The sequence below is a fragment of the Streptomyces sp. NPDC021212 genome, from assembly GCF_044332925.1.
GTDB lineage: Bacteria > Actinomycetota > Actinomycetes > Streptomycetales > Streptomycetaceae > Streptomyces.
The window spans coordinates 427,091-444,762 of record NZ_JBIRPZ010000008.1; the positions used below are offsets into that span (position 1 = coordinate 427,091).

General features: G+C 71.6%; 16 protein-coding genes. 9 read left to right on the plus strand and 7 right to left on the minus strand.

The features are described 5' to 3' along the window. Nucleotides 1–301 precede the first annotated feature (301 nt). Both ACH4SI_RS23670 and ACH4SI_RS23675 read left to right on the plus strand, forming a co-directional pair. On the plus strand, nt 302–709 hold the full coding sequence (locus ACH4SI_RS23670) for a YchJ family protein (RefSeq protein WP_398298652.1): 408 nt from the start codon (nt 302–304) through the stop codon (nt 707–709). A 150-nt stretch (nt 710–859) separates the two neighbouring features. Next, entirely contained in the window at nt 860–4,372 is a 3,513-nt protein-coding gene (locus tag ACH4SI_RS23675) for a phosphodiester glycosidase family protein (protein ID WP_398298654.1), read from the plus strand. A 38-nt stretch (nt 4,373–4,410) separates the two neighbouring features. Here ACH4SI_RS23675 and ACH4SI_RS23680 read toward each other — a convergent pair whose 3' ends face one another. Together ACH4SI_RS23680 and ACH4SI_RS23685 are read right to left on the minus strand one after the other, a co-directional pair. Further along, nucleotides 4,411–4,953, minus strand: a complete 543-nt coding sequence (locus ACH4SI_RS23680; protein ID WP_398298656.1) for a tyrosine-type recombinase/integrase — start codon at nt 4,951–4,953, stop codon at nt 4,411–4,413. Between the two features lie 63 nt (nt 4,954–5,016). Then, nucleotides 5,017–5,502 carry a DUF1348 family protein gene (locus ACH4SI_RS23685; protein WP_398298658.1) on the minus strand — a complete coding sequence of 162 codons (486 nt, stop codon included), beginning with the start codon at nt 5,500–5,502 and terminating at the stop codon, nt 5,017–5,019. A 30-nt stretch (nt 5,503–5,532) separates the two neighbouring features. Here ACH4SI_RS23685 and ACH4SI_RS23690 point away from each other — a divergent pair, with 30 nt between their 5' ends. The 4 genes from ACH4SI_RS23690 (at nt 5,533) to ACH4SI_RS23705 (ending at nt 8,857) form a co-directional block, all read left to right on the plus strand. Continuing rightward, nucleotides 5,533–6,039: a metallophosphoesterase family protein gene (locus ACH4SI_RS23690; protein ID WP_398298660.1), complete on the plus strand. Its 507-nt coding sequence runs from the start codon at nt 5,533–5,535 to the stop codon at nt 6,037–6,039. A gap of 112 nt (nt 6,040–6,151) precedes the next feature. Continuing rightward, nucleotides 6,152–7,495, plus strand: coding sequence for an MFS transporter (locus ACH4SI_RS23695; protein ID WP_398298662.1), 1,344 nt, complete (start codon nt 6,152–6,154; stop codon nt 7,493–7,495). Nucleotides 7,496–7,589: 94 nt separating this feature from the next. Further along, entirely contained in the window at nt 7,590–8,159 is a 570-nt protein-coding gene (locus ACH4SI_RS23700; protein ID WP_398298664.1) for a DoxX family protein, read from the plus strand. Between the two features lie 137 nt (nt 8,160–8,296). After that, entirely contained in the window at nt 8,297–8,857 is a 561-nt protein-coding gene (locus ACH4SI_RS23705) for a hypothetical protein (protein ID WP_398298666.1), read from the plus strand. Nucleotides 8,858–8,941: 84 nt separating this feature from the next. On the opposite strand, the gene ACH4SI_RS23710 is transcribed toward ACH4SI_RS23705, so the two are convergent. From ACH4SI_RS23710 to ACH4SI_RS23720, 3 genes are all read right to left on the minus strand, one after another. Next, a complete protein-coding gene (locus ACH4SI_RS23710) occupies nt 8,942–10,771 on the minus strand; it encodes a 2-oxo acid dehydrogenase subunit E2 (RefSeq protein WP_398298668.1) in 1,830 nt (609 codons plus the stop codon). After that, a complete protein-coding gene (locus ACH4SI_RS23715) occupies nt 10,768–11,646 on the minus strand; it encodes a thiamine pyrophosphate-dependent enzyme (protein ID WP_398298669.1) in 879 nt (292 codons plus the stop codon). Before ACH4SI_RS23715 ends, ACH4SI_RS23710 begins: the two co-directional genes overlap by 4 nt. Nucleotides 11,647–11,755: 109 nt before the next feature. After that, entirely contained in the window at nt 11,756–11,983 is a 228-nt protein-coding gene (locus ACH4SI_RS23720; protein WP_398298671.1) for an ACT domain-containing protein, read from the minus strand. Nucleotides 11,984–12,190: 207 nt separating this feature from the next. On the opposite strand from ACH4SI_RS23720, the gene ACH4SI_RS23725 reads away from it, so the two are divergent. Continuing rightward, complete coding sequence (locus tag ACH4SI_RS23725; RefSeq protein ID WP_398298673.1) at nt 12,191–12,652, plus strand: Lrp/AsnC family transcriptional regulator; 462 nt, start codon at nt 12,191–12,193, stop codon at nt 12,650–12,652. A 38-nt stretch (nt 12,653–12,690) separates the two neighbouring features. Here the strand turns inward: ACH4SI_RS23725 and ACH4SI_RS23730 are convergent, their stop codons facing one another. Both ACH4SI_RS23730 and ACH4SI_RS23735 read right to left on the minus strand, forming a co-directional pair. Further along, complete coding sequence (locus ACH4SI_RS23730) at nt 12,691–13,458, minus strand: FadR/GntR family transcriptional regulator (RefSeq protein ID WP_398298675.1); 768 nt, start codon at nt 13,456–13,458, stop codon at nt 12,691–12,693. Continuing rightward, the gene (locus ACH4SI_RS23735) at nt 13,455–14,915 is read right to left on the minus strand and encodes an amidase (RefSeq protein WP_398298677.1); all 1,461 of its coding nucleotides are present in this window, start codon (nt 14,913–14,915) and stop codon (nt 13,455–13,457) included. The genes ACH4SI_RS23730 and ACH4SI_RS23735 overlap by 4 nt, the downstream gene beginning before the upstream one ends. Nucleotides 14,916–15,066: 151 nt before the next feature. Here ACH4SI_RS23735 and ACH4SI_RS23740 point away from each other — a divergent pair, with 151 nt between their 5' ends. Together ACH4SI_RS23740 and ACH4SI_RS23745 are read left to right on the plus strand one after the other, a co-directional pair. Further along, nucleotides 15,067–16,137 carry an isocitrate/isopropylmalate dehydrogenase family protein gene (locus ACH4SI_RS23740; protein WP_398298679.1) on the plus strand — a complete coding sequence of 357 codons (1,071 nt, stop codon included), beginning with the start codon at nt 15,067–15,069 and terminating at the stop codon, nt 16,135–16,137. A gap of 5 nt (nt 16,138–16,142) precedes the next feature. Continuing rightward, the gene (locus ACH4SI_RS23745) at nt 16,143–17,672 is read left to right on the plus strand and encodes an ABC transporter substrate-binding protein (RefSeq protein ID WP_398298681.1); all 1,530 of its coding nucleotides are present in this window, start codon (nt 16,143–16,145) and stop codon (nt 17,670–17,672) included.

A 17,672-nucleotide genomic window follows, 5' to 3' on the forward strand; every position in this document is an offset into this window, starting at 1 on the left:
CGAGCGGCGCCCGATACCCGAGCCGGCACCGGGAGAGGTCCTGGTGGAGATCGGCGCCCCAATGTGATCCGCTCCCCCCACCGCGCTCGGCCACGAGGCGGCCGGAACGGTCGTGGCGGGCGACGGCTCCCCTCCCGTCGGCACCCGGGTCGCGATCGAGGGTCCCCGCTGGAACGGGCGGCCGACGCGCTGCACACGGCGCTCACCGACGACCAGCAGCTGAAGGTCGTCATCGAGCCCTGAGCGAGGCCGTCGCAGAGGCCGTGACGGAGGCCGTCACAGGGCACGTCACAATGGGTCCATGTCCCGACGTACCCGCCGCACCACCCCCGTGACCTGCCCCTGCGGCCTGCCCGCGCCGTACGCCGACTGCTGCGGCCGCCTCCACCGGGGGGAGGCCCAGGCGGCCACGGCCGAGCAGCTGATGCGGTCCCGGTACAGCGCGTTCGCGGTGCGGGACGAGGCGTATCTGCTCCGCAGCTGGCACTCGACGACACGGCCGCCCCGGCTCGAACTCGACCCGGGGCCGCGGTGGGTGCGGCTGGAGATCCTCGGGTCGACGGACGGCAGCGCGTTCCACTCGACGGGCACGGTGGAGTTCCGCGCGCAGTACGTCGAGGGCGGGCGCACGGGCGAGCAGCACGAGAACAGCCGCTTCACGCGAGAAGGGGGCGCGTGGGTGTACGTGGACGGTGTGTCCATGCCCTGACGCGCCCCCGTCGGGCCTATTGACGGCAGCCGAACGGCGTTTGTTCTCCATGATGTCGTCCACGCCTTCTGGCGCGCCGTCACCTCCATGGCGATGCTGGGGCGCTGTGCGTGCAAAACCACGCGCGTCCCATGGCCCCATGGAGTTGCCATGTCTCCTGTCGCGTTCATCAGACCCGTGGCGGCGCTGGCCGCCGCCTGTGCACTCGTGCTGGGTGCGGGCGGCCAGTCCGCCGCCGACAGCACCCCCGCGCCCGAACCCCTCCCCCGCGCTTCCTCCGAGATGCTGCGGCCGATCGCCCCACCGGCCGCCGTCAACCCCCCGCCCGGCGCACGGTCCATCGCCGACGGCGACGGTATCCGGACCGCCCGCTCGGAGCGGCCGGTGGCCCCGGGGGTGAAGCTGACCTCGTACGACCGGCTGGAGTCGGACAAGTGGCTGCGGGCCGACGCGCTCATCGTGGACCTCGCCGGCTCCACGAAGGTCGACTATCTGCACCCGGACAAGGTCGCCCGGCGCGAGCCCGTCTCCCGGCTCGCCCAGGAGCACGACGCCGGGCCGGGGCGCCGCACCGTCGCCGCGATCAACGGTGACTTCTTCGACATCAACCAGACCGGCGCCCCCGAGGGCACCGGCATCGGCGACGGCCGGCTCGTCAATTCCGCCGCGGCCGGCTCCGGCAGGGCGGTCGGCATCGGTCCGGCCGCCGCGGGCCGCATCCTCCAGCTGTACTTCGACGGCACGCTGACCCTCCCGGACGGCCCGCGGCCGCTCGCGGCGATCAACGCCGCCAACGTCCCGGCCGACGGCATCGGCGCGTACAACGCCCAGTGGGGCGAGGCGGACCGGGCGCAGACCGTGGACGGGGCGCGGCGCACCGCCGAGGTCACGGTCGTGGACGGCAAGGTCACCACGGCGGCCGGAGCACCCGGCAAGGGGGCGGTCCCGGAGGGCGCCACCGTGCTGGTCGGCCGTGACGCCGGGGCGGACGCCCTTACCCGGCTGGCGGTCGGTGACGCGGTGTCGTGGGAGTACCGGCCCCGTACCGACAGCGGCGACACCCCGCGCACGGCGGTCGGCGGCCGTGAACTCCTCGTCGTGGACGGCGAACCGGTCGGCCACGAGGGCGAGGGCAACAACACCGCGGCGCCGCGCACCGCCGTCGGCTTCTCCCGGGACGGCCGGACCATGCAGATCCTCACCGTGGACGGGCGGCAGGCGGACAGCGGCGGGGTCACCCTCACCGAACTGGGCCGGATGATGAAGGACGCGGGCTCCTACAGCGCGCTCAACCTCGACGGCGGCGGCTCGTCCACGCTTGTCGCCCGCGAACCCGGCAGCGACACGGGCCAGGTGGAGAACAGCCCGTCCGACGGCAGCGAGCGCCCCGTGCCCAACGGGCTCGCCTTCACCGCCCCCGACGGCAGCGGTCGGCTCCGGGGCTTCTGGGTGGAGACGGCGACCGACGCGGCCGACGCGCCCACCGTCGACGCGGTCCGGGGCGGCCACCCGGAGCGGGTGTTCCCGGGGCTGACCCGCCGTCTCACCGCCGCGGGTTACGACGAGACGTACGGTCCGGCCGAGGGCGCGCCGCACTGGCAGGCGGCCGACCCCCGGGTCGGACGGGTCGGCGCCGACGGCACGTTCACCGCGCGCCGCGGCGGCGACACGACGGTCCTCGCGCGGCGCGGCGCCGCCCGCGGCTCGATCGGGCTGAGCGTGCTGGACGAGCTGGACCGGATCCGGCCCACCACCCGGCTGCTCGGGCTCGCCGACGCCGGGGCCACCGGCAGCTTCGGGGTCGTCGGCCTGGACGCGCACGGCACCAGCGCGCCCATCGAGCCGTCGGACATCCGGCTGAGTTTCGACCACGCGCTGTTCGACGTCGCCCCGGATCCGGCGACGGGGAACTTCACCGTCAAGGCCCGTGGCGACCGGGCCGCGGGCCAGATCAAGGTCGCGGTCGGCGGCACCGTCACCGCACTCGCCGTCACCGTCGGCCTCACCGAGCGGCCGGAGGCATCCTTCGACGACGCCGGGCAGTGGACGTTCAGCCAGGCCCGCGCGTCCGGTGCGGCGAAGGCCACGCCCGAGGGCCACAGCGGCACCGGGCTGGAGCTGACGTACGACTTCAGCCGGTCCACCGCCACCCGGGCCGCCTATGTCACCCCGCCGGAGCCGATCGCGGTGGACGGCCAGCCGCAGTCGTTCGGTCTGTGGATCAAGGGCGACGGCAAGGGAGCCTGGCCGACCCTCCACCTCAAGGACGCGGGGGGCTCGGACCAGTTGCTGCGCGGCCCGTACATCACCTGGACCGGATGGCGACATGTCGACTTCATGGTTCCGGCCGGGGTCGCGTATCCGCTGAAGGTGAGCCGCTTCTACCTCGCGGAGACGGCCGCCGGCCGACAGTACACGGGCGGTGTCACCCTGGACGACCTCACCGCGCAGGTGCCACCCGATGTCGATCTGCCGAAGGAGGACGTACGCCGCGATCCGCTCATCTCCACGGCCGAGCGCACCGGGGGCCGTACCTGGCGGTTCGCGGTGATGTCGGACGCCCAGTTCGTGGCCCGCGTACCCGAAAGCCCGCTCGTGGCCCAGGCCCGCCGCACCCTGCGGGAGATCAAGGCGGCGAAGCCCGACTTCCTGGTCATCAACGGCGACCTGGTCGACGAGGGGTCCCCCGCCGACCTCGCCTTCGCCCGCCGCGTGCTCACCGAGGAGCTGGGCGATGACCTGCCCTGGTATTACGTGCCGGGCAATCACGAGGTGATGGGCGGCTCGATCGGCGACTTCACGGCCGCATTCGGGCCCGCGCACCGCACGTTCGACCACCGGGGCACCCGGTTCATCACGCTCGACACCTCGAGTCTGAGGCTCAGGGGCGGCGGCTTCGACCAGATCAAGGAGTTGCGCGAGCAGCTGGACGCGGCCGCCGACGACCCGGCCATCGGCTCGGTCATGGTGATCGAACACGTCCCGCCGCGCGACCCCACCCCGCAGCAGGGAAGCCAGCTGAGCGACCGCAAGGAGGCCGCGCTGCTGGAGAACTGGCTGGCCGGCTTCCGCCGTACGACGGGCAAGGGCGCGGCGTTCATCGGTAGTCACGTGGGCACCTTCCACGCCTCGCGAGTGGACGGCGTCCCGTATCTGATCAACGGCAACGCGGGCAAGAACCCCGCCACCCCGCCCGGCCAGGGCGGCTTCACCGGCTGGTCGATGGTGGGCGTCGACCATGTCTCGCCCCGGCAGCGGGCGGCGGCGCGCCACGCGCCGTGGACCGGCGGGCCGGACTGGGTGTCGGTGCAGACCCGGGCCCATGTGGACGGGCTGACGGTCACCGCCCCGGACGAGCTGCGCACGGGACAGGACGCGGATGTCACGGCGGCGGTGATCCAGGGCGAGGGGGTCGGAGCCCGCACGGTGCCGGTCGGCTGGCCGCTCAGCGCGGACTGGACCGGTTCGCCCAACGTCTTCGTCGGCGACGTGGCCCGCGCCCGTCACCCGTCCCGCTATGTCGCCGCGTTCGACCCGGCGACCGGGAAGGTCACCGCGCTGCGCCCGGGCACGGCGACCCTCGCGGTGGCCGTGAACGGCGCGACGGCGCAGGCGCGCTTCGCCATCACGGCGGCGGCCCGGGCCGGGGCGCCCGCCGCGTGAGCGGGTCGGTGGGGGCGGAGGCCCCGCCCCCACCGGCATCAGGTGTCCCAGACCCGGCGGACCTGCTCGAAGCGGGTCGGCAGCGGAGGACGGCGCGCGGCGTAGCGGGCGTTCGTACGGTGGACGAAGCGGCGCCACGAGAGCACCAGCCCCTGCCGGGTGATGGGCAGCCCGGCGGCGACGGTCACCCCGTTGTCGTGGGTGTGGTGCACCGTGAGCAGCAGCGCGTCCGGGATGGAGCCCTCCAGTTCGGCGCACAGCTCCTTGCGCACCAGCAGCCAGCGGCGCAGGACCAGGATGGTGCCGGCGTCCAGACCGTGCCGACGTGGGACCCGGTGCTTGCCGTGCTCGATGGTCACCCATCCCGCGTCCAGGTCGAGTGACGACATGGTGCAGCGCAGCAGACCGCCGTAGCGGGCGCCGCTGGCCCGGGCCAGCCCCACGATCACCGCGAGCCGTACCGTCTCCGGCTTCGTGCCGCTCTCCAGGGCCTGCACCGACAGCAGCCGCCAGATCCACTCCGCCTCGGCGGCCGACACCACCGGCCGCGGATACCGGTCCTCGGCAGCGTGCGCCGTCACGCCCTCACCTTCCTCCGACAGTCAGATGGTCCGCTTGGCACATTATTTATGCCGATGGGCAGGTCACAACCCCAGGTCGCTCAGGCCCGGGTGGTCGTCCGGGCGGCGGCCGAGCGGCCAGTGGAACTTGCGGTCCGCCTCCGTGATGGGCAGGTCGTTGATGGACGCGTGGCGCTGCGTCATCAGACCGTCGGGGCCGAACTGCCAGTTCTCATTGCCGAAGGAGCGGAACCAGTTCCCGGACGCGTCATGGCATTCGTAGACGAAACGCACCGCGATGCGATTCCCCTCGTAGGCCCACAGCTCCTTGATGAGCCGGTATTCCAGCTCCTTCGCCCACTTCCGGGTCAGAAAGCCGACGATTTCCGGACGACCGTGAGGGAATTCGGTGCGGTTGCGCCAGCGCGAGTCGACGGAGTAGGCGAGGGCCACCTTTTCGGGGTCGCGGGAATTCCAGGCATCCTCCGCCTGACGGACCTTCTGGAGTGCGGTCTCACGGGTGAACGGCGGAAGCGGCGGGCGCTCGGTCACTTTCTCTCCCTGATCCATGGATGACGGTTCACACGGTACGGTCGACACGTGCGTCTTGTGCTGATGTCGGACACCCATCTCCCGCGACGGGCCAAGGAGCTGCCGCGGGAGCTGCTGGATCATGTGGCGCGCGCCGAGGTGGTCATCCACGCGGGCGACTGGGTCGACACCGCCACCCTCGATCTGCTGGAGGCGCGCTCGCACCGGCTGATCGGCGTGTACGGCAACAACGACGGGCCCGAGCTGCGGTCGCGCCTGCCGGAGGTGGCGCACGCGGAGCTGGGCGGGCTGCGCTTCGGGGTGGTGCACGAGACGGGCGCGGCGCAGGGGCGTGAGCGGCGCTGCGCGCAGCGGTTCCCGGAGCTGGATGTGCTGGTGTTCGGCCACAGCCACATCCCGTGGGACTCCACCTCGGCCGACGGCCGGCTGCGGCTGCTCAATCCGGGCTCCCCCACCGACCGGCGTCGGCAGCCGTACTGTACGTTCATGACGGCCTCGGTCGAGGCCGGGCGGCTGTGCGCCGTGGAACTGCACCGGTTGCCGCCCCGCCGCTGACGTTTCCCCGGGCGTGCCCCGTCCGCCCGTTCCCCTCACCTCGCGTTGAGTTCTCTCTTCCCTCATCAGCCCCTGTCCTGTCCCCCTCCGTGGTGCTGATGAGGAGTGACTGATGACGGTACGGAGCGCCGCTTCCGTACGGCGCGCGGCGCTGGCCGCCGTGTCGCTGGCCATGTTCTGCGTCCAGCTGGACGCCTTCGCGCTCAATGCGGCCCTGCCCCGGATCGGCCGCGATCTCGGGGCCGGTGGCGGGCTGCCATGGGTGGTCAGCGGCTATCTGCTGGCGGCGGCCTCGCTGATGCCGGCCGCCGGACGGCTGGGCGATGTGCTGGGGCGGCGCACGCTGCTGACGGCGGGCCTGGCGGTGTTCGGCGGCGCGTCGCTGGTGTGTGCGATGGCCCCCTCGCTGCCGGTGCTGGTGGGCGCCCGGGTCGTCCAGGGAGCGGGCGGCGCGCTGGCCATGCCGGTGGGACTGGCCCTGCTGACGCGCCTCTATCCGCCCGAGGGGCGCGGGCGGGCCCTGGGGTGGGCGATGGGCGTCGGTGGCGTGGCGACGGCGTGCGGGCCGTTCGCGGGCGGGGTGCTGACCGAGGCCGTGTCGTGGCGGGCGGTGTTCTGGCTCAATGTGCCGGTCGCCGCGCTCGCGGCGGGGTGCGCGGCACGGGCGGCGGAATCCCGGGACGGAAGCGCGCCGGGGAAGGGCCCGGTGAACGGGAAGGGACTGGTCGCGGCGACCGCGGCGGTGGCCACGCTCGCGCTGTGCACCGACCGCGGGCCGGTGTGGGGCTGGGCGTCGGGGCGTACGGCCACCGCCCTGACCCTGCTCGTCGCCCTGTCCGTGGTCTTCGTACGGTGCGAACGGGCGGCGCCGAACCCCCTGGTGAGCCCGGCCCTGCTGCGCAACCGGCGCTTCGTGGCGCTCACCGCCGCCGGTGCGGTGGCCAATGCCGCGACCGTGGTCTTCCTCTTCGTGGTGCCGATGTCGCTGCAGGGGCCCTGGCGGCTGTCGGCGGCGGGCGCCGGGGCGGCCTTCCTCGCCCCCGCAGCGGCCATGTCGGTGGCCGGACCGCTCGCCGGGCGGATCGCTCCGGCGAGGACGGCCGGGGCGATGGCGGGGTGTCTGGGTCTGGGCGGGGCGGGGCTGTGCGCCGCTCCGGCGGCGACATCGCTGACGGGCTACGTCCTGGTGGCCACGGGCTGCGGGGCGGCGCTCGGGGTGGCGGGCGCCCTGACCCTCATCGCCACCCAGGCGGCCGCGGGCCCCGAGCGGGCGGGCGAGGCGTCCGGCGTGACCAAGACGGTCATCACGACCGCGGGCGGCCTCGGCGTGGCCCTGAGCGCGCCCGCCACCGGGACGTCCCTGACCATGGCCGGTGTGTGCTGCCTGGCCACCGCCCTGCCGCTCGCCGCCGGGGCTCGGCGTGGCCTGCCCCCCTCCGCTGAGCGCACGGATTGAACCCATGACCCGATTGCGACAAAGTGGACGTAAGGCACATAACCCTTATCCGGCTCGGTGACCGCACACCGAACCCCGACTCGACGAGGGCGCCATGTCGACTTACGGCGATGATTACGGCGGTCAGGGCACTCCCCCGATGGGTACGCCCGCCCATGCCGCCCCCAGGAGCGCGTCGGGCGTGCTGCTCGCCCATGACATCGGCCTGCTGGTGGTGCGGCTCGGGGTCGGGCTCCTCATCGCCGGACACGGGGCGCAGCATCTGTTCGGCTGGTGGGGCGGGCCGGGAATTCACCGGACCGGGCTGGATTTCGCCCGCGTGGGGTACCCCGCCCCTCGGGCGATGGCCGTCGTCGCGGGGCTCGTCGAGACCCTGGGCGGACTGGGGCTGGCCGTGGGGCTGATCACTCCGCTCGCCGGGGCCGCCGTGGCGGGCTGCATGGCCAACGCCGTCGCCGCCACCTGGCACCTCGGCCTGTTCGGCGGCTTCGAGCTTCCGCTGCTCATCGGCGTCGTCGCGGCGGGGCTCGCGCTGAGCGGCGCGGGACGGATCTCCATCGACGCGCTCATTCCGGGGCTGCGGTCGCAGCGGATCGGATACGGTGTGGCGGCGCTCGTCCTCGCGGCGATCCTGGCGACGATCACGATCCTGCTGCGCTCCTGACCCGGCTGCCGCGCTCCTGACGCGGCGCCCCGATTCGTCCGGCTCACGGTGAACGGGGCGCGGCGGTTCTCCGTATGGCTCTGTATGCGCCCTGGCATGCGGGGCGCGGACCGAAGAACCCTACGGAGGACCAGCTCATGAGTGAACGGTTCACTCCTCCCATCCAAGCCCTCCCGGACGGGGATGCCGAAGTCCGTCTGGTGCTCCATCTGCCGTGGGACGTGGTCTCCGCGCTGGGGCAGGAGGCCGGGCGGCTGGCCGCCCAGATGCACCGGCCGGTGAGCCTGGACGAGGCGGTCAGCCACCGGCTGCGCACCCAGGCCGTGAGCGCCGCCCACGCCAAGCCGCCCCAGCTGGAGCGCAACCAGCTCGCGCCCACGCCGTCCCCCTCGGCGCAGCCCACGACCCGCTCCCCCGGCGAACAGGCCCGGCAGGCGATCGACAAGATCAACGGTTCCGCCCCCTCCGCCAACGGCAGCCGCAACGGGACCACGCACGGCGGCGGCGCCCATCAGGGCGGCTCCCACAGCGGCGGCACCCCCGAGACCACCGGCCCGCCGCCCGGCGCCACCGCCGCGGACACGCCGCCCGACGACCGCGGCATCCTGGAACGCCCCGCCCGGGCCACCGGCCCGGTCAACGGGACCGCCCATGGCCCGGGGTCACTGAACGGCACGGCCACCGACAGGCAGAGATGAGCACCACGGCGTAGTGGCCGTACGCGTGAGGGTGCCGTCCGGCGCGGACGGCACCCTCACGCGTACGGCAGCCGCCGGGCGGGGTCAGCGGTGGAGAACCATCAGATCCGGCTGTTCCAGGAACCGGGCGATGTCGCGCAGGACGAGCGAACCCAGCTCGCCGTCGACGAGGCGGTGGTCGAACGACATGGTGAGGGTCGTGGTGTCGCGCAGCCGTACGCGGCCCTCGTGTTCCCACGGCGTTCGCCGCACCTGGCCGAAGCAGAGGATCGCCGCCTCGCCGGGGTTGAGGATCGGCGTTCCGCCGTCGATGCCGAACACACCGATGTTGGTGATCGTGAAGGTCCCGTTCCTCATCCGCTCGGGTGGCGTCCTGCCCGCGCGGGCCTGATCGACGAGGTCGGTGAGCGCCAGGGCGATCTCCCGCAGGGAGAGCCGCTGGGCCGCGGCGATGTTGGGGACGATGAGCCCTCGCGGTGTCGCCGCGGCGATGCCGAGGTTGACGTCGGAATACTGGACGATCTCACCGGCCGCGGCGTCCCACTTCGCGTTGATCCCGGGATGCCGTGCGATGGCGGTCAGCGCTGCCTTGATGACGAGACACAGCGGTGTCAGGCGCACATCCGCGAACGCCTTGTCGGCGCGCGCCCTCTCCAGCAGTTCGAGGGACCGCGTCACGTCGACGGTGACCCACTCCGTGACGTGCGGAGCGGTGAAGGCGCTCTCGACCATGGCCTGCGCGGTGTGCTTGCGCACTCCGCGGATCGGCGTGCGCACCACGCCGTCACAGGCGGGGTCCGGGGCGTTCGGCGTCGTTGCCCGCCGCTCGGCGAGGCGGTGCACGTCCTCGCGGGTGATGCGTCCCGACGGGCCCGTGGCGGACACCAGGCGCAGATCGACTCCGAGGTCGCGGGCGAGCTTGCGCACCGGCGGGGTGGCGAGGGCTTTCGCGGCGGACGGTGTGACGGCCGGTGGCTCGGGCTTCGGCTTCCGCGGGCGTCGTGCCGGCCGCGCGTGCGCGGGGCCGTAGCCGACGAGGACGGGTTCGCGGGCGGGGGCGGACGACTGCTCGTCCCCGGCGCCGTCCTGAACGGGCGGCTCCGCGGGCCCGGTGGTGTCGTCTTCGGGCCCCGTCCGCGGGGCGCTGTCGTCCTCGACCTCGAACGCGATGACCGGCGTGCCGACGGCCACCGCCTCGCCCGCGGCATGGAGGATTTCGGTGACGGTCCCGGCGTACGGGCTGGGCAGTTCCACCACTGCCTTCGCCGTCTCGATCGCCGCGATGATGTCGTTGACGGCGACCGGGTCGCCGGGCCCCACTCGCCATTCGAGGATCTCGGCCTCGGTGAGCCCCTCGCCGACGTCGGGGAGCGGGAAGTGCTTGGCTACGAGCATCGTGTCCTCCGGGAGAGGTGTGCCGGACGGTTCACGCGGCACACACCCGGTCGACGGCGTCGAGAACGCGATCGAGGTCCGGCCGACCGGGATCCGGATGGTGACGGGGAGCCGCAGCAGCCCGCGGGAGCGTGCCCGCATCTTCGCCAGCTGGCTGACGATCTGGTCGAAGGCCGGGTAGACGAAACCGTCGAACTGGATCTCGCACACCGGCCGGTACCCCCGCAGGGCCAGGCCGATGGCCGTCCCGACGATCCCCGATTCGGCCAGCGGGGTGTCCACGACACGGTCGCCGAACTCGGCGGCCAGGCCGTCGGTCACCCGGAACACCCCGCCCAGGGAGGCGATGTCCTCGCCGAGTAGCACCACCCGCTCGTCGTCGCGCATCGCCTGTCGCAGACCCTCGTTCAGCGCGCGTCCGAGCGTGAGCGCGGTCGTACCCGTGGCGGCCGTGGCGGCCTCGTCCTGGGTGTCTTTCGCGTCGTTCCCGGCCGAGGTGGCCGCGGCGGTGATGGTCACAGGAAGGACTCCAGATACGTCTCGAAGGCTTCTCGTTCGCGCCGCAGGGCCTCGGGCTCCTCGCACAAGGTGGTGCGGAAGGTGTCGCTCAGGGACGGCTCCGGGAGGGCACGGCACTCCCGGCGCGTCCGTGTGGCCAGCTCCTCGGCGTCGGACGCGACCGTGGCGAAGTAGTCCTCGTCGGCCCAGCCGCGCGCCGTGAGCAGCACGCGCACCCGCTCCACGGGGTCGTGGGCCTCCCACCGGGCCGACTCGGCGTCGTCGCGGTAGCGCCTGGGGTCGTCCGATGTGCTGTGCCCGGACATGCGGTAGGTGTGCGCCTCGATGAACCCGGGTGCGCCACCGGCCCGGACCCGCTCGACCATGCGCCGGGTGGCGGCGTAGACGGCCAGTGCGTCGTTGCCGTCAACGGAGACCGCGTCGAGTCCGAATCCCTTCGCACGTTCCCTCAGCGGGCTCGCGTACTGCTTGCCGGCGGGTGTCGAGATCGCCCATCCGTTGTTCTGGCAGAAGAACACGACGGGTGCCGATGTCACCGCCGCCCAGTTGAGCGCCTCGTTTGCGTCCCCCTGGCTGGAGGCGCCGTCACCGAAGTAGGCGAACACCACGCTGTCGGCGGCGTCGTACCGGACGCCCATCGCATAACCGACGGCGTGCAGTGACTGCGTGGCCAGCACCAGGCTGTAGATGTGGAAGTGGTAGCGCTCGGGGTCCCACGAGCCATGGCTCGCGCCACGCCACTGCGACAGCAATTCCGTCGGTGAGATGCCACGGCACAGGGCCGCCACGTGTTCGCGGTAGGACGGGAAGACCCGGTCGTCCGCCCGGAGGGCGCGGATCGACCCGGCCTGGGCCGCTTCCTGCCCGAGGGACACAGGTCGCCGGTCACCTCGAGCATGCCCGCGGCCGCCTCTTCGTCCAGCGTTCCGGCCGGGTCGACCAGCCGTAGGGCGTCGGTGGCGGAGGCCGCGCCGGAGCGTGTGCTCATCCATGCCTCCAGACGACCTTGACGACATCGAGTGACCGGTTCAGGAACTTGATGAGCTGACGCACCCTGATCTCGTCCGTCGTGTCCACCTCGACGGTGATCCTCCGCAGCCCGTCGACGGGCGCGGCGACATCCATGGTGAGCACGTCGAACTGGCGGTGGGCCAAGATCAAGGCGACCCGGGCGACCGCCAGGGGCGTGGCGACGACATCGATCCGCAGCACGGCACCACGAGGGCGTGTGCGGGACTTCAGGGCTTCTGAGGGGGCAACGCGTGTCGCTGATGGTGTGGCGGCTGGCATGCGGACACGTTTTCAAGGGCCCGATCCGTGCACAACAAACGTGTGCACAGCGGTGCGCAGTACGCTCTTCCCGGGAAGTCCATCGCGTCGAGAGTGAGTGTTGAGGGAAGCCCTGCTTACACTTGCGGCATGTCGGCACCCGCACACCTCGACTCGGTCGATCTGCACATCCTGGAATTGCTGCGAGCCGACGGGCGGCGGACCGTTCGTGACATCGCGCGGCTGGTGCAGCTTTCCCCGGCGCCGGTCCGTCGGCGCATCGCACGCCTGGAGGAGTCGGGCGTCATCACCGGCTACACCATCACGACGGATCAGGCCAAGCTCGGCCAGGGCCTTCAGGCGGTCACCGAGCTGCGTTTCACGGGGGACACGGATATCCACGACATCCTGGAGTTCGCGTCGACGCTGCCGGAGGTCGACGAGGTGCTGACGCTCACCGGCGATGTGGACGCACTCGTCCGGTTGCATGTCGACAGCGTCGACGACCTGCAGAAAGTGGTCAATCGACTGCGTCGCAAGGGCGTCGGTGTGCTCCAGACGAAGACGCTGATCGTCATCGACTCCTGGCAGCGTGGAACGCCCGTCCCCTGACGTGGCCAGGGGACGGTGTCAGGGGTGGCAGGGGACGCTCAGGCCCCTTCGTCGTCCATGAGCGCCAGCAGCGGCTCCCGCTCGTCCTCGGGGACGTAACCGACGTAGTAGTCATAGAGCTTGCGCCGCGAGATGCGTGCCGCCGCCGGGCCGTCCCCCAGCTGGATCGCCTCCAGCACCTCCTGGTGGTGCTGGAGCGACTCCCGCATGAGCGCGGCGCTGTTGTGGGCGTGGGTGACCTTGTCCGAGATCAGCGAGAGGACAGCCCCCCGGACCACCTGGTTGCAGACCTCGATGAGGGAGTTGCGGCTTGCCACCGCCACCGCCTCATGGAACGCGATGTCCGCCTTGCTGAACTCCTCGTACCCGGTCTCGATCGCGTCCGACATGACGGCGATCGTCCGCTCCATGGCGGACAGCTCCTCCTCGGAGCGCAGCCGGGCCGCCAGCATGCTGGCCGAGCCGTCGAGGATCATGCGGAACGAGATCAGCTCGGCCATCGACACGTTGTCGAACTGGACGAGCCGGGTCATCTCCTTGGTCAGGCCGGCCGGCGAGAACGGCAGGATCTCCGGGCCGTTCGGGTCACCCGGGCGCGAGCGCACCAGGCCGTTGCTCTCCAGCACGCGCAGGGCCTCCCGCACGGTGGGCCGGCTCGCCCCGAACTGCGTCACCAACTCCCGCTCACTCGGAAGCCGTTGACCCGGCTTCAGGTCACCCCGCACGATCGCCTGCTCGATCTGCTCGACGATGCGCTGGTAGAGCCGTACCGGCGAGACCTGCCGGAACTGTGCTCCCTCGCTCAAGGCTTCTCCCCTTCGGGCGTGGTCGATGTCGTGTTCTCCCCCGTGGGCGCCCCGTGGGCGTGATCCGGCCAGTGCGGGACCGCCTCGGCAGGCCGGTTTCGTTCGTACCATGCCGCCGCCCTCAGAACGCCGAGATCATCGAAACGGCGGCCCGCGATCTGCACCCCGATGGGACGGCGGTCCGCCGTAAAACCACAGTTGACGGTCGCGGCGGGCTGGCCCGACATGTTGTACGGCGCGGTGAAGCCGATGTGGGCCATGGTCTTGGCGTCCTCCGAGAACGGCATCGGCCGCTCGGCGGAAAACGCGGCCACCGGAGCCACCGGCGAGAGCACCAGATCGTAGGGGAGCGTCGCCGCCACGGTCTGGGCCTGGATGCGCATGATCTGCTGGTAGCACTGGAGGACCCGGGTACCCGCCACGTCCGCGCCTCCCTGACACCATCGGATGATGTGGGGGTGGACGCGCAGCCGCGCCTCGGGGGTCAGGGCGCGGAAGTCGTTCCAGGACCGCACCCGCCAGAACAGGTCCAAATCGTCCAGCAGTTCCTGGGTCAGATACGGCTCGACCGGCTCCACGACGGCTCCCGCCGCCTCGAAGACCTCGGCGGCGCGGTTCACCGCGGCGAGGATCTCGGCGTCGCACGACTCGCCGCACCCGGCGTTCAGGTGCACGCCCACCCGCAGCCCGCGGACCTCGCCGTCCAACGCCGACCAGTCGATGTCTTGCGGCGGCAGGCTCGACCAGTCCCGGGGATCCGGCCGGCTCAGGACACTCATGAACAGGGCCGCGTCCGCCACGGTGCGGGTGAGGGGGCCGGCGGCGCGCCCCAGGTACGGGGTGTCCAGCGGGATCCGCCCGTAGCTCGGCTTGAGCGTGGCCAGGCCCAGCCAGGTGCCCGGCAGCCGGATCGATCCCCCGATGTCGGTGCCGACGTGGAGCGGGCCGTATCCGCCCGCGGCCGCGGCCCCCGCGCCGGAGCTGGAACCGCCCGTGGTCCAGTCCGGGTTCCAGGGGCTGCGCGAAATGCCGTGCCGGCTGGAGACGCCCGAGGAGAGCATGCCCCAGTCCGGCATCACGGTCGACCCGAGGACCACCCCGCCGGATTCGAGGACCCGCGCGGTGATGGGCGCGTCCGCGTCGGGGACGACCGGCTCGGTGCCCGCGTTGCCCGAGGGCATGGGGACGCCCCGGCGGGCGACGTTCTCCTTCAGGGTCACGGGCACGCCGTCGATGGGCCCGAGCGGTTCCCCCGCGGCCCAGCGGGCCTCGCTGGCCTGGGCCGCCTTGCGGGACTCGTCCGGATCTCGCACCCAGAACGCGTTGAGCACACCCTCCCGCGCCTCGATCACCGACTGGACGGCGTCGTGGACCTGGACCGGCGACAGCGTGCGGTCGGCGAATCCGGCGACCATCTCGACGGCCGGTATGGCGGCCAGGTCCTGTTCGGTGAGCACGCGCACTCTCCTTCTCCCCCAGCTACCGCTGGGCGGTGTCCCGGGCGATCCCGGGGGGGGGTCGAACCCTTGACAGGAACAGCTTCAGTCGACACGGTACCTGGCAAGCGAGCTTACTGGTCAGGCCAGTGATAGCGGAAGGGTGGCGTCCATGACGGACACCAAAGTCGTGCGGCTCTCGGTCATTCCGGGCGACGGAATCGGCCCGGAGGTCGTCGCGGCCACCGTGCCCGCGCTCCGGGCCGCGCTGGAGGCCGAGGGCCACCGGCTCGACGTGACCTCGCATCAGTGGGGAGGCGAACGCTTCCTCCGGGAGGGCGCGGCGATGCCGGCCGACGCGGCCGACCTCGTCAAGCAGACGGACGCCGTGTTGTTCGGAGCCGTCGGACGCCCCGATGTGCCGGAGCACGAACTGGTCCGGGGCCTGATCATCGGCCTGCGGCAGCAGCTCGACCTCGCCGTGAACCTCCGCCCGGTGCGCGCGTTCCCCGGCGTTCCCACCAAGGTGCGCGACACCGATGGCGTGGACCTGGTGATCGTGCGCGAGAACACCGAGGGCGAGTACGTCGGCGCCGGCGGGGTGGCGCACGCCGGGAGCGGACACGATCTCGGCATCGAGGTCGCCGTGCACTCCCGTCGCGTGATCGAGCGGGCGGCGCACCAGGCCTTCGCCCTGGCCGGCCGCCGGTCGGGGCGCCTGTGCCTGGTGACCAAGTCCAACGCGATGCGTTACGGCTATCCACTGTGGGACCGCGTGGTGCGCGAGATCGGTGAGCAGTACCCGCAGGTCCAGCTGGAAACGGTGCTGGTCGACGCGATGGCCGCCCGCATGATCCAGGCGCCGCGCTCCCTCGACGTGCTGCTCGCGAGCAACCTGTTCGGCGACATCCTGTCCGATCTCGCCGCGGTGCTCGCCGGCGGTATGGGCATGGCACCCAGCGCCAATGTCCTTCCGGGCGCCGACGTGCCGGGCATCTACGAACCCGTCCATGGTTCCGCGCCCGACATCGCCGGGAAGGGCGTGGCCAATCCGGTGGCCTGCATGCTCTCCGGCGCGATGCTGCTCGACGACCTCGGACACACCGGCGCGGCCCGTCGCGTCCGCGACGCGGTGGCGGACACCTTGCGAGACACCAGGCACCACACGGCCGACCTCGGCGGCCACGCCTCCACGACGGACGTCGCATCGGCCGTTCTGCACACAATGGAAAGCCAGGGTTGAAACATATGAAAAGAAACAAGCAGCTGCCGCGGTACACCGGGACGGTCGCAGCCACGCTCGCATGCACGCTGCTGGCAGCCTGCTCGGCCGGGTCCACATCGGACGGCAGCGGTGGCGGCTCCGACAAGGCCAACGACAGCCTGAAGATCGGCCTCACCGCCGAACCGGCCAACCTGGACTTCACCAAGACCGCCGGTGCCGCCGTTCCGCAGGCGCTGCTCTACAACGTCTACGAGAACCTGGTGAAGCTGGACCAGTCCGGGAAGATACAGCCCCAGCTGGCCAAGTCGTGGAACCTGTCCAAGGACCACAAGACGTACACGTTCCAGCTGGTGAAGGGCGCCAAGTTCAGCAACGGCAAACCGTTCACGGCCGAGGACGCCAAGTTCTCCATCGAACGGATCGCGTCCGACTGGACGGTAGAGCTGAAGTCCCAGATGAGCGTCGTCGACACGGTGCAGGCGGTGTCGCCCACCGAACTCAAGGTCACCCTGAAGCGGCCGAGCAACGACTGGCTGTACCGGATGACCACCCGCCTCGGCGCGATGTTCAGCCGGACCGGCGTGAGCAACCTGGCCACCGAGCCGGTGGGCACCGGCCCGTACGAGGTGAAGAAGTGGAACCGCGGCGACTCGATCACGCTGGCCCGCCGGAAGGGCTACTGGGGGCGTGAACCGCACTTCGCGTCGGTCACCCTCAAGTACTTCAAGGACCCGACGGCCATGAACAACGCGATGCTCACGGGCAACATCAACGTGATCGGCCAGATGCCGTCCCCGGACGCCTTGAACCGGTTCGAGAACAACCCGAAGTACAAGGTCACCGAGGGCTCGACCAACGGCGAGGTGGTCCTCTCCATGAACAACGGCTCGGGCCCGATGAAGAATCCGAAGGCCCGCCAGGCGGTCCGCTACGCCATCGACCACAAGGCCCTGATGGACACCTGCTGGGCCGGGCGCGGCAAGCTCATCGGCAGCATGGTGCCTCCGACCGACCCGTGGTACCAGGACCTCACGAACCAGTATCCGTACGACCGCAGCAAGGCCAAGAAGCTCCTCAAGGAGTCCGGCGAAGCGGGGCGTACGCTGCGGCTGCGGATTCCGACGCTGCCGTATGCCACCGCGTGCGGCACCGTGGTGAAGAGCCAGCTCGAGCAGGCCGGGTTCAAGGTCAAGCTCGACCAGCTGGAGTTCCCCGCCGCCTGGCTGTCCACCGTGTTCAAGAACGCCGACTACGACATGTCCATCATCGGCCATGTGGAGCCCCGCGACATGCAGGCGGTGTTCGGCGACAAGAAGTCCTACCTCCGCTACGACAGCCCCGAATTCCGCGCGTTGCTGAACAAGGCGGACGAGGGGAACCAGAAGGATCAGATCACCTACATGCGGCAAGCCGCCCGGCTTCTGTCCAAGGACGCCGCCGCCGACTGGCTGTTCCTGCTGCCGAACCTGATGGTGGCGGACAAGGACATCACCGGCCTGCCCAAGAACTCCGTCTCCGAGTCACTGGACCTCACCGGTCTGGGCCGGTCCTGA

Bases quoted from the DNA above. Each gene is read 5' to 3' on its own strand.
- ACH4SI_RS23670 (WP_398298652.1), top strand. From the start codon at position 302: ATGTCCCGACGTACCCGCCGCACCACCCCCGTGACCTGCCCCTGCGGC.
- ACH4SI_RS23675 (WP_398298654.1), top strand. From the start codon at position 860: ATGTCTCCTGTCGCGTTCATCAGACCCGTGGCGGCGCTGGCCGCCGCC.
- ACH4SI_RS23685 (WP_398298658.1), bottom strand. From the start codon at position 5,502: ATGGATCAGGGAGAGAAAGTGACCGAGCGCCCGCCGCTTCCGCCGTTC.
- ACH4SI_RS23695 (WP_398298662.1), top strand. From the start codon at position 6,152: ATGACGGTACGGAGCGCCGCTTCCGTACGGCGCGCGGCGCTGGCCGCC.
- ACH4SI_RS23700 (WP_398298664.1), top strand. From the start codon at position 7,590: ATGTCGACTTACGGCGATGATTACGGCGGTCAGGGCACTCCCCCGATG.
- ACH4SI_RS23705 (WP_398298666.1), top strand. From the start codon at position 8,297: ATGAGTGAACGGTTCACTCCTCCCATCCAAGCCCTCCCGGACGGGGAT.
- ACH4SI_RS23725 (WP_398298673.1), top strand. From the start codon at position 12,191: ATGTCGGCACCCGCACACCTCGACTCGGTCGATCTGCACATCCTGGAA.
- ACH4SI_RS23740 (WP_398298679.1), top strand. From the start codon at position 15,067: ATGACGGACACCAAAGTCGTGCGGCTCTCGGTCATTCCGGGCGACGGA.
- ACH4SI_RS23745 (WP_398298681.1), top strand. From the start codon at position 16,143: ATGAAAAGAAACAAGCAGCTGCCGCGGTACACCGGGACGGTCGCAGCC.